This is a genomic window from Vibrio sp. V09_P4A23P171, from assembly GCF_963875615.1.
GTDB lineage: Bacteria > Pseudomonadota > Gammaproteobacteria > Enterobacterales > Vibrionaceae > Vibrio > Vibrio anguillarum.
Genome location: NZ_CAWNMR010000015.1, coordinates 1 through 14,085 on the forward strand (window position 1 = coordinate 1; position 14,085 = coordinate 14,085).

At 45.3% G+C, this 14,085-nt stretch carries 12 protein-coding genes and 2 tRNA genes; 9 read left to right on the forward strand and 5 right to left on the reverse strand.

The features are described from left to right. The coding region (locus AACT23_RS06415) for an IS4/Tn5 family transposase DNA-binding protein (RefSeq protein WP_217898076.1) at positions 1-158 on the reverse strand (158 nt) is incomplete at its 3' end. A gap of 292 nt (positions 159-450) precedes the next feature. Here AACT23_RS06415 and AACT23_RS06420 point away from each other — a divergent pair. The 7 genes from AACT23_RS06420 to choV all read left to right on the forward strand — a co-directional run bounded on the left by AACT23_RS06420 (position 451) and on the right by choV (position 8,319). Continuing rightward, a complete protein-coding gene (locus AACT23_RS06420) occupies positions 451-1,239 on the forward strand; it encodes a lipase family protein (protein ID WP_013867930.1) in 789 nt (262 codons plus the stop codon). Positions 1,240-1,455: 216 nt separating this feature from the next. Continuing rightward, the gene (betI, locus tag AACT23_RS06425; protein WP_017046103.1) at positions 1,456-2,049 is read left to right on the forward strand and encodes a transcriptional regulator BetI; all 594 of its coding nucleotides are present in this window, start codon (positions 1,456-1,458) and stop codon (positions 2,047-2,049) included. Between the two features lie 21 nt (positions 2,050-2,070). Next, positions 2,071-3,531, forward strand: a complete 1,461-nt coding sequence (betB, locus tag AACT23_RS06430; RefSeq protein WP_094127113.1) for a betaine-aldehyde dehydrogenase — start codon at positions 2,071-2,073, stop codon at positions 3,529-3,531. A gap of 18 nt (positions 3,532-3,549) precedes the next feature. Then, positions 3,550-5,250, forward strand: coding sequence for a choline dehydrogenase (betA, locus tag AACT23_RS06435; protein ID WP_094127115.1), 1,701 nt, complete (start codon positions 3,550-3,552; stop codon positions 5,248-5,250). A 36-nt stretch (positions 5,251-5,286) separates the two neighbouring features. Further along, positions 5,287-6,231, forward strand: coding sequence for a choline ABC transporter substrate-binding protein (locus AACT23_RS06440; protein ID WP_094127117.1), 945 nt, complete (start codon positions 5,287-5,289; stop codon positions 6,229-6,231). Positions 6,232-6,280: 49 nt separating this feature from the next. After that, complete coding sequence (gene choW / locus AACT23_RS06445) at positions 6,281-7,129, forward strand: choline ABC transporter permease subunit (RefSeq protein WP_017048787.1); 849 nt, start codon at positions 6,281-6,283, stop codon at positions 7,127-7,129. 2 nt (positions 7,130-7,131) lie between these two features. After that, the gene (choV, locus tag AACT23_RS06450) at positions 7,132-8,319 is read left to right on the forward strand and encodes a choline ABC transporter ATP-binding protein (protein ID WP_094127118.1); all 1,188 of its coding nucleotides are present in this window, start codon (positions 7,132-7,134) and stop codon (positions 8,317-8,319) included. A gap of 132 nt (positions 8,320-8,451) precedes the next feature. Here the strand turns inward: choV and AACT23_RS06455 are convergent. The 4 genes from AACT23_RS06455 to AACT23_RS06470 all read right to left on the reverse strand — a co-directional run bounded on the left by AACT23_RS06455 (position 8,452) and on the right by AACT23_RS06470 (position 12,107). Continuing rightward, positions 8,452-8,525: transfer RNA gene (locus AACT23_RS06455), tRNA-Cys, on the reverse strand. Between the two features lie 37 nt (positions 8,526-8,562). Then, positions 8,563-8,649: transfer RNA gene (locus AACT23_RS06460), tRNA-Leu, on the reverse strand. Positions 8,650-8,993: 344 nt separating this feature from the next. Continuing rightward, the gene (gene viaA, locus AACT23_RS06465) at positions 8,994-10,439 is read right to left on the reverse strand and encodes an ATPase RavA stimulator ViaA (protein WP_019283198.1); all 1,446 of its coding nucleotides are present in this window, start codon (positions 10,437-10,439) and stop codon (positions 8,994-8,996) included. Between the two features lie 9 nt (positions 10,440-10,448). Then, positions 10,449-12,107 carry an ATPase RavA domain-containing protein gene (locus AACT23_RS06470; protein ID WP_013867938.1) on the reverse strand — a complete coding sequence of 553 codons (1,659 nt, stop codon included), beginning with the start codon at positions 12,105-12,107 and terminating at the stop codon, positions 10,449-10,451. A 277-nt stretch (positions 12,108-12,384) separates the two neighbouring features. Between AACT23_RS06470 and AACT23_RS06475 the strand changes: the two genes are divergently transcribed. Together AACT23_RS06475 and ltaE are read left to right on the forward strand one after the other, a co-directional pair. Next, positions 12,385-12,900 carry an NUDIX hydrolase gene (locus tag AACT23_RS06475; protein ID WP_017048791.1) on the forward strand — a complete coding sequence of 172 codons (516 nt, stop codon included), beginning with the start codon at positions 12,385-12,387 and terminating at the stop codon, positions 12,898-12,900. 109 nt (positions 12,901-13,009) lie between these two features. After that, positions 13,010-14,014 carry a low-specificity L-threonine aldolase gene (ltaE, locus tag AACT23_RS06480; protein WP_013867940.1) on the forward strand — a complete coding sequence of 335 codons (1,005 nt, stop codon included), beginning with the start codon at positions 13,010-13,012 and terminating at the stop codon, positions 14,012-14,014. The last annotated feature ends 71 nt before the right edge of the window (positions 14,015-14,085 follow it).

The following is a 14,085-nucleotide window of genomic DNA, read 5'->3' on the forward strand; positions in this document are numbered from 1 at the left end:
GCCCCTTCCATATCTGCAGGGGAGATGATGAGTTTCGAGACCGGTACGCCAGGTTGCTCGGCCAGAGAGGCAGCTAGGGCAACGAGTCTTTGAGTACGTCTTGGGTCATTGAGGTGAGCTTGACCAAATTGCTTTTGTGCCCAGAGGGTTGGTTCTATATAAGTCATTCTAATCATCCTTGTTATTGCTTAGATGATCAGATCATGAAACATAAAATTAGTTCAAAAAAATCCCCAAGCAGAGGCTTGGGGATTTGTGTATAAGAGACAGGGTTAGGAGGGGGTGTACAGACCCTACCCCTTGAAGGGGAGGGAATTTTGACATTCTGTCCTTCGCATCTTTATGGCTGACAGCATTTAAATATAAATACTCCTCCACCCAAAACTGCACCGTTCATAAAGCATTCACATTCAATCGCTACGTTAGCTCAATATCTTCGAGAGCCGTCATGTGAAACCACTTAAACGCTATCAATACGAACGCTATGCCGTGCTGTGCAACCTTGCTTATCCCAGAGTGTTTAGGCAGACACGTTACGGTTTTGACCCGAACGGTCAGCACATCATCCGTAACCAGTTTGGTAAAATCATGATTCGAGTGCTGTGGAGTAAAAACCAAGAAGAGGCCGTGGTCGTCATCAAAGGTTCGCACAGTGTCAGTGATTGGCTTTTGAACTTTGCGATGTGGACACGCAGCTGTCAGCACTTAGGATTGGATTACCGTATTCATGCGGGCTTTTACCATCTCCTGCATCAAGAGAGCCTGCCAACGCGTAACGAAGATAAACTCGGCCTATCTGTTTTACAGCGGCTGGAAGCCGTCGTTGTTCCTCTGATCGAGAGCGGCAAACGCATTGCCATCACTGGTCACTCTTCGGGTGGGGCTATTGGGTGTATCTTTGCTGACTACATCGAAAAGAAATACCCAAAATGCATCAAACGCATTGTGACATTCGGCCAACCCGCGATTGGTAATTGGCGTTTTCGTCAACGCTACGCGCTTAGTCACAAAACCTATCGTATCTGTTGTGACCTCGACATCGTCACCTTTATGCCACCCATTCCTTTAATCTATTGGCATGTGGGTAAATTGCTGTGGCTTTACAATGGGCGTATTTACGAAAACACACCAACGTTCATTCGATTAGGCAGGTCTTTATTGAGCTGGCTAGTTCGCCCCTTCTCTTATCACCTCATGAGTAAATACATCCGCAATAAAGATTTCTTCGATGAACGATAGAAGCTAGCACCGAACAAAAAACACGGTGACTTCAAATATTTTTCACACTAAACAATTATGGAAAATTAATTGTAATCAATTGAATTAAAATAATATTTATTATTAACCATGCAAATTCAATGGCAATTATTACGCAAAAATAGATTTGAACTCTAAACATTATCATGGCATTTTATATTTAACTAATCGTTCAATATAAAATAATCAGGATGAATTATGCCAAAGGTAGGGATGCCAGACATACGCAAACCTCAACTTGTCGCCGCAACAATGACAGTCATTGAACGCGTTGGATTACATGGCGCAAGTATCGCTTTAATCAGCAAAGAAGCAGGTGTCTCGACAGGGATTATCAATCACTACTTTGGCGGCAAGCATGGATTATTGGAAGAGACAATGCGTGTTGTTTTACGTGAACTTTCAACCACCATCACTCAGCATTTAAACCAACTCCCAAAAGAGGCTCATTACGAACGCATTAATGCCATCGTAACCGGCAATTTCAAAGGGTTCCAAGCGGAAAACCAAGTCGTTAAAACATGGTTAGCGTTTTGGGCTTACTCCATGCACGACGCACAATTAAATCGCCTGCAATACGTCAATGAACAGCGGTTACTTTCTCATCTTAAGATTGAACTCAAGCCGCTGCTCCCATCAGAACAAGTCAACCTCGTGGCTCATGGTATCGCGTCACTGATTGATGGCATTTGGCTACGCGGAGCATTAAACCCCAAAGGGATCGACCCTGCTCAAGCACATTCCATCATTAACGATTACCTCAATAAACAATTAGCGTTTTACGCGCAATAACAACTCACTTCAGGCCTTAAAATGGAAATACAATCGCTTTATATCAACGGAACGCTCCGATCTGCGACTTCAGGAGAACGTTTCGATACCTACAACCCAGCAACAGGTGAAGTGATAGCAAGATTGCAGCACGCCAGTGCCAATGACATTGAACAAGCTATCACCTCTGCCAAGCAAGGATTCGCGGTATGGTCAAGAATGACCGCAACAGAACGCAGCCGTATTTTGCTAAAAGCAGTAAAAATACTTAGAGAACGAAACGATGAACTTGCTGTACTTGAAGTTCTCGATACCGGTAAGCCGATTCAAGAAGCCAATTGCGTTGATATTGCGACTGGCGCAGACGTCATTGAGTACTTTGCAAATTTAGCCCCATCGCTTCAAGGCGAGCAACAGCCGCTCAATGGACATCAGTTTTTTTATACTCGCCGCGAGCCATTAGGCATCTGCGCGGGCATTGGCGCATGGAATTATCCGATTCAAATCGCGATGTGGAAATCAGCGCCAGCACTGGCTGCCGGCAATGTGATGATTTTCAAGCCCTCAGAGGAAACGCCATTAAGCGCATTAAAACTGGCAGAGATCTTCAGTGAAGCCGGAGTGCCAGACGGCGTCTTTAACGTGGTTCAAGGTGATTACCGCGTAGGTCAAATGCTGACGGCCCACCCAGATATTGCCAAAGTCTCTTTTACCGGTGAATCGGGTACCGGGAAAACCGTGATGGCAGACAGCGCTCGCAGCTTGAAGTCTGTCACTATGGAATTGGGCGGAAAGTCACCGCTCATTATTTTTGATGATGCCAAGCTTGATCAAGCTGTCTCCGCTGCCATGGTGGCAAATTTTTATACCCAAGGCGAAGTGTGTACCCATGGGACGCGCGTTTTCGTGCACGACAGCCTCTACGATGCGTTTGTCGCTCAGCTTAAGCTGCGTACTGAACAATTAGTGATTGGCGATCCTATGGATATCAACACCCAGATTGGCGCGTTAATTTCCAAACCTCATTTAAGCAAAGTGCTCACAGCGATTGAGCAAGCCAAAGCTAGCCAAGCAACTTTGCTCACTGGTGGTTATCAAGTTACCGATAACGGCCTAAATAAGGGCAATTTTGTTGCACCAACTGTTTTCATTGATTGCACTGATGACATGGCTCACGTGCAGCAAGAAATCTTTGGCCCTGTGATGTCAGTGCTTAAGTTTAGCGATGAAGACGAAGTGATCGCGCGCGCGAATGGCACTCAATATGGCTTAGCTGCAGGAGTGTTCACACAGAACCTTTCACGTGCACACCGAGTAATTCACCAACTTCAAGCCGGGATCTGCTGGATAAATACCTGGGGAGACTCTCCAGCAGAAATGCCTGTTGGTGGTTATAAGCATTCCGGAATTGGTCGTGAAAATGGCATAGAAACCTTGAAGCACTATACCCAAACCAAGAGCATTTTAGTGGAGCTAGATGATTTTGCTAGCCCATATGCTTAATCGTCAAAGGAGCCTTCTATGTTAAATCACTTTGATTACATTATCGTCGGCGCGGGCTCGGCGGGTTGTGTTCTTGCCGATCGCTTAACCGAGTCGGGCGAGCATCAGGTTTTACTGCTCGAAGCAGGTGGTAGCGATAAAAGCATTTTTATTCAAATGCCCACCGCCCTTTCTTACCCGATGAACAGCGAAAAATACGCATGGCAATTTGAAACCGAATCAGAGCCCTATCTCGACGGGCGTCAGTTACATTGCCCACGGGGAAAAGTACTCGGTGGCAGCTCGTCTATTAATGGCATGGTGTACGTTCGTGGCCACGCTTGCGATTTTGATGAATGGGAATCACTGGGCGCTGAGGGTTGGAATTATCAAAATTGTTTACCCTATTTTCGCCGCGCTGAATCTTGGATAGGTGGCGAGAACGCTTATCGTGGCGGCAACGGGCCCGTCGGTACTTGTAACGGTAACGACATGCAATTGAACCCACTTTATCAAGCCTTCATCGATGCGGGCAAAGAAGCCGGTTATCCAGAAACTGACGATTACAATGCTTATCAGCAGGAAGGTTTCGGACCAATGCATATGACGGTAGATTCTGGAGTTCGCGCCTCAACGTCCAATGCCTATTTACGCCGCGCGATGAAGCGACCGAACCTCACCGTAAAGACAGGAATTGTGGCACATAAGATCTTGATTGAAGAGCAAAAGGCCATCGGCGTTGAGTTTGAAAAATCAGGCAAGATCCAACAAGCGTTTTGCTTGCGAGAAGTGATGTCAAGTGCTGGTTCTATTGGCTCTCCTCAACTTTTGCAACTTTCGGGTATTGGCCCTAAAGCGCTGCTTGAACAAGTTGGTGTGAAACTGAAGCAAGACCTGCCTGGCGTGGGTCAAAACCTGCAAGATCACTTAGAGATCTATTTTCAATACCACTGCAAACAGCCGATCACACTAAACAGTAAACTCGGTTTAATCAGCAAAGGGCTTATCGGCACTGAATGGATCTTAACTCGTAAAGGATTAGGGGCAACCAACCACTTCGAGTCGTGCGCGTTTATTCGCTCTCGCGCAGGGCTCAAATGGCCAAATATTCAATACCACTTTTTACCTGCTGCGATGCGGTACGACGGCCAAGCGGCCTTTGATGGTCACGGCTTCCAAGTTCATGTGGGGCCCAATAAACCAGAAAGCCGAGGACAAGTACAAATTGTCTCTCGCGATCCAACGGTTTCACCCTCTATCGCATTTAATTACCTATCAACCGAACAAGATCGCCAAGATTGGCGCGATTGCATTCGTCTCACCCGCGAAATTCTAGCGCAACCAGCATTGGATACTTATCGGGGCGAAGAAATTCAACCGGGGGAAGAGATCCAAAGCGATGACGATATTGATTCATGGGTCAAACAGAATGTGGAAAGCGCTTATCACCCCTCTTGCAGCTGCAAAATGGGCGCAGATGACGACCCAATGGCGGTGGTGAATGAACAATGCCAAGTGCGCGGAATTCAAGCTTTACGCGTGGTGGATTCCTCGATATTCCCAAGCATTCCCAACGGGAACCTGAATGCGCCAACCATCATGGTCGCAGAGCGCGCCGCCGATCTTATTTTAGGCAAACCGCTATTAGCCAGTACTGAAGCTCCAGTATGGATTGCACCAGACTGGCAAACCAAACAAAGAATAAAACCACCAATGAGAAAGCCGGACGCTTACTCATAAAATTTATAAAGTCAGTCAAAAATACAAGGAAATAACATGTCTATTACTAAAAAAACCGTGCTCACACTTGCAATGACGACTCTGCTCAGCGCCAACGCTTACGCCAATCAATGCGATACGGTGCGCTTTGCTGATGTGGGTTGGACAGACATTACCGCCACAACAGCCGTGACCACAGAGCTGCTCAAAGGGTTAGGCTATCAGACAAAAATCGATTTACTCTCAGTACCCGTGACCTACTCATCTATGGCGAACGGTGACATTGATGTATTCCTCGGTAATTGGATGCCAACCATGGAAGGTGATATTGCCAAATACCGTGAAGCTGGAACGGTTGAAACTCTACGCGCTAACTTGGAAGGAGCAAAATACACACTCGCTGTGCCTAAGTACGTTTATGATGCCGGTGTCCAATCGTTTGCTGATATCGCTCAATTTTCAGATAAATTTCGCGGCAAAATATATGGTATTGAACCAGGCAATGACGGTAATCGCTTGATCCAATCGATGGTTGATGAAAACGCTTTTGAGCTGAAAGATTTTAGCGTTGTTGAGTCAAGTGAAGCGGGCATGGTGTCACAAGTGGCACGTTCAGTACGTCGTAATCAGTGGATTGTGTTTCTAGGTTGGGCTCCGCACCCAATGAACAGCAATGTTGAAATGGAATACCTTGATGGCGGTGACGATTACTTTGGCCCAAACTACGGTGGTGCAAATGTCTACACCAATGTGCGTCAAAACTACCTAGCACAATGCCCAAATGTCGGTAATTTATTAAAAAACCTGACTTTCTCTCTTGAAATGGAAAACCAACTGATGGAATCCATTCTCAACCAAGGCGTGTTACCAGAACAAGCCGCTCGCCAATGGTTAATCAAACATCCAGAAAGTATTGTTCCATGGCTAAAGAATGTAAAAACCAAAGCTGGAACACCGGCACAACAAGCTATCAGCAACTATTTAGCGCCATTTAAAGCATAAATTAATTTAAAGGAGGAGGTGATCATTTCACCTTCCAAAAGGCTATACCGTGAATTTTATTACAGAGAACAAAATCCCCTTAGGTCGTTGGATGGAAAGTGGCGTTGACTGGCTGACCATCCATGCAGCCACATTTTTTGATACTGTTTCCTACTTACTTGAGACCATCATTTTATCTTTAGTTGATGTGTTTAAATGGATGCCCCCTGCCGTGCCGATTTTAGTCACCGCAGCCATTGCATGGTATCTGCATCGTCAGATTTCATTGGTGGTATTTGTTATTGCTGCCCTACTGCTTATTCTAAACCTTGGCTACTGGCAAGAAATGCTGGAAACCTTTGTCTTGGTGTTTGCCGCGACAACGATTTCCGTATTAATTGGCGTACCATTGGGCATTATCGCCGCGCATCGACCATGGCTTTATACGCTGATGCGCCCAATTCTTGACTTAATGCAAACGGTACCAACCTTTGTTTACCTCATTCCAACGCTAGTTCTGTTCGGTTTGGGTATTGTTCCGGGGCTCATTTCAACCATTATCTTTGCCATCGCCGCCCCCATTCGCCTCACCTATCTTGGGATTACTAAAGTACCGGAAGAGTTAGTTGAAGCGGGTAAAGCGTTCGGCTCTAGTCGTATGAATTTGCTGCTTAAAGTAGAGTTACCAGCGGCTCTGCCTAGTATCATGGCGGGGATAACACAATGTATTATGTTATCACTTTCCATGGTTGTGATTGCCGCCTTAGTTGGGGCTGACGGCCTTGGCAAACCCGTAATTCGTGCACTCAATACCGTCAATATTTCTCAAGGTTTTGAAGCTGGTTTAGCCATCGTTTTAGTCGCCATCATTCTTGATCGTTTATGCAAAACCCCACATCAAAATAATAAGGACGCATAATCATGGATGCAATTACCATTAAAAACCTCGATGTTATCTTTGGTCAGAACCCAAATGAAGCACTGCAACGACTCGACGCGGGTAAATCTCGCCAAGAGATTATCGATGCCTGCGGTCAAGTCGTAGGGGTAAACAATGTCAGCCTTACTGTTAAAGAAGGCGAGATTTGCGTCTTGATGGGGCTGTCTGGTTCAGGGAAATCGAGCTTGCTACGCGCGGTGAATGGCTTGAATACCATCAGCCGGGGATCATTAGAATTAAAAGATGGCGAACGCTTTGTTGACCTTGCCAGCTGTGATAAAGCAACGCTTCAGCATTTAAGGACGAATCGTGTCTCGATGGTGTTTCAAAAGTTTGCCCTTATGCCTTGGTTATCGGTTTTAGATAACGTGGCGTTTGGCTTAGAAATGCAAGGAATGAGCAAGAAAAGACGCCACCAACATGCCCGTGCACAGCTTTCGATGGTTGGCCTTGCTGAATGGGAAGATAAATTCCCCCACGAACTTTCTGGCGGCATGCAGCAACGTGTCGGTTTAGCGCGTGCTTTTGCAATGGACAGTGACATCCTGTTAATGGACGAACCGTTCTCAGCACTTGATCCGCTGATTCGTGCGCAACTGCAAGATGAGTTATTAGAGCTACAAAGCAAACTCAACAAGACGATCTTATTTGTTAGCCACGATTTAGATGAAGCGCTAAAAATAGGCAATAACATCGCGATTATGGAGTCAGGAAAACTGATTCAGCACGGTAAGCCAGAAGAAATTGTCCTTACACCAAAAACGGACTATGTTAAAGAGTTTGTGGCACACACTAACCCTCTTAACGTACTGAAAGGACGTTCGTTAATGCAGCCCATCGAACAGTTAAAGCAACAAGACGAACGTTGGCAGGTCTGCAAAAAACAGGATGTTTGGGTCGCACAACATGATAAAACTCTGACACTATATGGAGCAACGTCGACCGATCTTATCCACTGGGATACCCAAGTCAGCGATATGTCGAACATTGATTCATCGATGATGATTATTACAACACCTGATATTGATATGCGTAGCGCGATTGAGTTGAAACATCGAACTCAAAATCCGATTCTTCTGATGGAAAATAATCAGCTCGTCGGCGTCTTAAGCGACCAAGAAATTTACAGTGCCCTACTGGGAAATTATCAAACCGAAAAGGCGGCTTAACACTCACCTCTGTGCATTGCTGTCAATGTCATGTTAACGCCATCATACCGATGGCGTTATTTTCTAAACAGGCTGTTGATTCTTAATCACATAGATCAAAAAAAGACGCTAAAAAGCGTCTTTTTTTGTTTTTGGAGGCGCGACCCGGAGTCGAACCGAGGTCTACGGATTTGCAATCCGCTGCATAACCAGTCTGCCATCGCGCCTTTAATTTTTTGTTGCTCTTAATGAGCAAAGAATAGATGGTGCCCCGGGCCGGACTTGAACCGGCACGACTCGAAAGTCGAGGGATTTTAAATCCCTTGTGTCTACCAATTTCACCACCAGGGCACGCAATTCTGGATTGCGATGCCGTCAACTGAATCAGTTACACACCATCGAAAATTTTTTGAAGTACATTCGCTAGCTTTATTATTAACAACATTTGGTTATTAACAACATTTGCTATTAAACATTGCTTTGCAGCTTTTAATAACTTTGCTCATCTTGCTGAGCAACTAACTCCTGACATTGTTCTTTTGGGCTTTGCCGTGAGAACGAGGCGTACTTTAACGGATTAAGAAAATGAGTCAACAATAAATTTTCCACTTATGAATCAAGTGACTAAGAATCGACCCGCAAAGGATAGAAGGCGAACAATTAGAGCAACAATCCATCAACTCTTAAAGTGATCGTTACCATTTTTTCATCAGTCGCCCGACGAGATTAGGATGGTATGCCCAGCAGTGATCAAACATCGCCATCAACTGTGGATTACCATAGCGAGACAAACTCACCGCATGGAAACGATTTTTTTGATGTTTTAAGGTCGCGATTTTTTCTAGTAGAGCTTCCGGCGGTTTAGGTGCGATGAAATCCGACAATACGACCAAATCTGCATTGCGGTATTTGTCACTGTTCATCAGTTCAACCGATTGTTCTAGCACAGGGTCTAAATCCGTTCCGCCGTGAAATGAATAACTTAAAAAATCACTCGCTTCACGCAAGCCATCTTGCTTGGTCAGCTCATAGGTAATTTGCTGAGTAGAAAACAGCATCACGTAGCACTCGCGCCTCTCAGCCAGAGCGATCTGCATCAGAGCATAAGCCATCGCTTTTGCACACTGTTCTGGGAAACCACTCATGGAACCAGAAGCGTCCACACATACGATGAACGGCCCTTTTTCAATCTCAAACTGTTTGTGCTCTGGTTGGTACGCTTTGACTTTACGCAAGGTGCGAGACTTGCCTTGCATGCGATAGTTCATCAAGCGCTTATCCACTAAATGCTTGTAGAAAACCACCTCAAGTTCAGGATAGGCAAGAAACATGGTTTCGTTGGGCAGCAGTTTGTTCAGATCATCACTTTCGTGGATGCCGACGATGTCATCCGTCGCTTCGTCCGATTTCTCCTCCACCATTTGCAGCGCTTCGGCTGGAGTACGGTTGAGATCCGGGTCATCTACTTCGCCAGCCATGCGCCCAAGCTGTTCAGCAATCTCTTGCAATCCTTTGTTCTTTTTCAAAAATTCCGCATGGCGTTTCATGACACTAATGTCTGTTTTACTGAGCTTCGCCGATGCCATATCCCACAAGCGACCGACGCTGCTTTCATCACCCGATTCCGTGACTTTATCCATGTTTTTCATGGTTTCCATACGCTGGTACAAATCGGCCAACACTTTTTCTTTGTTACTTTCAAGTTCGTTGATTTGCGCTTGTTTAATCGCATGGCAAAGGCTTTGATACCATTGGTCACAAAAGAAATGAGGGAACATGGGGTTATGCAACCCCTTGTTTTTTTCGATTAAACGACGTGCTTGGAGATAAAATGCTGAGTGCCATTCCAACTGTTTGATTATCTCGTTAATCCGGGTAAAGAAGGTCTCTTCATCCCAGTGAATTACTTCTTGGTATAAGGTCAGCTCTTGTTGAAAACGCTCAGTTTCACACACTTTTGTAATGCGTTTTTTGACACTACCACGCCACTTAGTTAGGTGATTTTTAACTGAATTCGCCACGCCGCGGTTTTCAGCCATCATCATCACTTGCGAGCGCGCAAGCAAATCATTCACTGCCGTATCAATGATGCCCGAATCGGCAATCATTAACGCTAAATTTAAACCATCGGCACCAAGCATCTTCTCTCCTTACGCAAAAAACTGGTTTAGGTTTTTAAAACGAAGCACCGTTTTTTCGCATTCGGTATGAGTCGATTCAAGTAATTGCTGTAGATGCTGCAGCGTCGCTTCCATAGCGGTGGGCAGCTCCGGATCAATGAAGTTATGCGGCAAAGCGCCGTGAAACTTAGAACGCACTTTACGCAAATGGTGTTCGGCATGTTGCAACTGTGCAACGGCTTGATCCGCTTTCGTAAGCCACTCTTGATAAAGACTTTCGTCTAAACCTTGCTCAGTCACCAAACTCACCAACACCGAGCGATTAGCAATATCTTTAAGAACGAGGTTATTACCAGCATCTAAATCAAACCTTAAGCGGCACAAATTGGTATTTTGATTTACATAACCATACACATCGCCATGCCCCTCTTTGATCGTTCTTTCAAGCTCGCTTTTAGGCACATAAACCCAGCGGCTATCGCCTTTTTCGGCCTCAGAGACGGACATATTGCTTTGCAGCAATACCAATTTGACCAAGTCATGAGCGGTGCCTACCTGATAGGTTTTTGCCGATTTGGTATCAAACTGATGCACTTGCTTTTTAATCAAACCGGATGATGTTTCCAGCGAGAGCAACATGCCAAATTCAGACTCTAGCTCTTCTTGAATCTCAGCCAGCTCTTCACGACACACTACGATTTGATGTTCAACTTCTTGTTGGTCAAAAGCATGTTTCAACGCAAAGTCGCGGATAACGCGGCGCACAATATCGCGAGAATCGGGGCTATTCCAAAGACAATCTTGCAGCAGCAGTAAATCAAGCGGGTTGATTGAGTCGCGGCCATTAAAAAACGCACTCGCTTTGAGCAGTTTCACCGCTTTTTTCCAACGGCGGTCTGAAACGTACATATCAATACTTGCCGCAGCGGGCTGGTTTTCAACGGCATGCTCTAGCATGTTTTTCAGCTCAAATAACTTTTCAAACACGTCATCTGTCAACAGTAAATCGTCAAGTTGTCGCTGCCATGAGTGATACTCTTCATCGGTAATCGCAAGCCCTTCAGGGATGCGCGCTTCTTGTGGCGTACCGACAGTTAGCATCGATTTGAAATTCTGCTTATTTTGAATACGGTTGACAAACACACGCACTAACATGCGATCGTACAAGGCGTCTAAACCACTCTCTTCATCCGGTAATTCGTTCGATGCCGAAACCAGAAGACGCATTGGTACACGTTCAATATCACTCCCATTTTTGAAGGTCTTTTCATTCACAACCGTTAATAAGGTGTTCAAAATGGCGGGGCCTGCTTTCCAAATTTCATCAAGAAAAACCACTTGTGCGGTAGGAAGATAGCCTTTGGTTAGGCGAACATAGCGCCCATTATCTTTTAATTCTTGAATGCTTAATGGACCAAATACCTCTTCTGGTGTTGAGAAACGCGTCATGAGGTATTCAAAATAACTGCTGTTATCGAAGGCTTGGATCAGACGTTTCGCAATCAAACTTTTTGCAATACCAGGAGGGCCGAGTAGGAAAACACTTTCCCCCGCTAAAGCAGCCAGTAGACAAAGTTTGATGGTGTCTTCACGCTCATAAACACCATCCGATAAAGCCTTAGCAAGCTTATTTATGCGCTCTGAAAGTAGCGCTTTTTGCGCATGAGATGCAGGAGTAAAATTGATCACTTAAGCGCTCCAAATGGTTTGTATACATAACTTTATACGACTGTTATTGTTTTGTTACAAATAGATTTTAGTATAAGCGCCCACTTATAGCAGATCTCTTTTCTGTGAAATTCTTCGAAATCAATGTTTGCATATATGAGACTGACATCACTGATTGTGCAAGCAATATTGATACTTAGGTTATCGTTTTACTTTGTCTTAGCCACAGATTCTCGGTAAGGTTGAACCCTTATCACCATATCAGTCATTGGCTAGCCACAATTAAAGAAGAGTTTGCATGAGCAAAACCATACATACATGGAAAACCATTTCATTAGTGCAAGAGGATGTCACCCTTCCTACGGGCAAAAGCATTGAGCACACCACCATAGTCCATCCGGGCGCGGCCGTGATTTTGCCGATCACAGAACAAGGCGATATTATTCTGATTAATCAGTTTCGCCCCTCACTCAAAAAGTGGTTGTTAGAGCTCCCAGCAGGCACTTTAGAAAAGGGGGAGCTTCCAGCCGAATGCGCGCACCGTGAGCTTGAAGAAGAGACAGGATATAGCGCAAGTGAGCTGATCACTTTAGGGCAAGTCACACCATTAGCTGGATTTTGTGACGAAATACAGCACCTGTTTGTCGCTAAACAGTTAAGCAAAACTGCACGATTATCATGCGACGATGATGAAGTCATTGAGGTGGTGACGCTTTCGATCCAGGAATTGGAGCAAAAAATCATCACTGGGCAAATCACAGATTCAAAAACCATTGCCTGCCTAAGTAAGGCGAAGCTGTGTGGTTATCTATAAAATACTTAGCCATCAATAAAGGGCTTATTTATCAATAAAGTACAAGCACAGATAAACATTGAAGTGAAAAAGCTTCTAGCAAAAATAGAAAAACGCATGAGGAGATTATATGGATTTTCGATCAGATACCGTTACTAAACCCACCGCCGCGATGCGTGAAGCAATGGCTAATGCCGACGTGGGTGATGATGTGTATGGCGATGACCCAACCGTCAACGCCTTAGAAGAGTGGGCCGCGCAGCGACACGGTTTTGAAGCGGCGCTATTTACCACGTCAGGCACACAAGCCAACCTGCTGGGTTTAATGTCACATTGTGAGCGTGGCGATGAGTACCTGTGTGGCCAACAAGCGCACAACTACAAATATGAAGCGGGGGGCGCCGCGGTTCTTGGCTCTATTCAGCCGCAGCCAATCGAAAATAACCCTGATGGCACGTTAGACTTCGATAAACTGCGCGCGGCCATTAAACCTGATGATGCCCACTTTGCTCGCACTCGATTACTTAGCCTTGAAAACACCATCAATGGCAAAGTTCTACCACTCGCCTATTTAGCGCAAGCACGAACGTTTGTTGATCAACACCATTTGGCACTGCATTTAGATGGCGCGCGCGTATACAACGCCGCTGTAGCGCTGGATGTGGATGTTAAAGAGATTGCGCAATACTTTGACTCAATGACGGTCTGTTTATCTAAAGGGCTTTCAGCTCCTATCGGCTCGCTGCTGTTGGGTTCAAAAACCTACATTGCCAAGGCTCGACGTTTAAGAAAAATGCTCGGTGGCGGCATGCGTCAAGCAGGCATTTTGGCCGCAGCAGGCCATCTTGCATTGACTGAACAAGTCACTCAGCTGAAGACTGATCACGACAATGCCCAATATTTAGCGCGCAAATTAGCGGACTTAAACGGGTTTTCCGTCAATCCAGATTTAGTGCAAACTAACATCGTATTTGCCAAATTAGCTGATTCTATCGATATCCATACAATTACCAATCAGTTGGCGCAAGATGGAATAAAAGTTTCGCCAGGTAATCCGGTACGTTTTGTGACCCATAAAGACGTCTCACGCGATGATATTGATTTTCTAATCAGCAAACTCTCCCTTTATCTCTGATCCAATTAACATTGTGCAGTCATAACCTTATCATCGGTTATGACTGCCAACGCGTTTTTCCGTGAAACTGC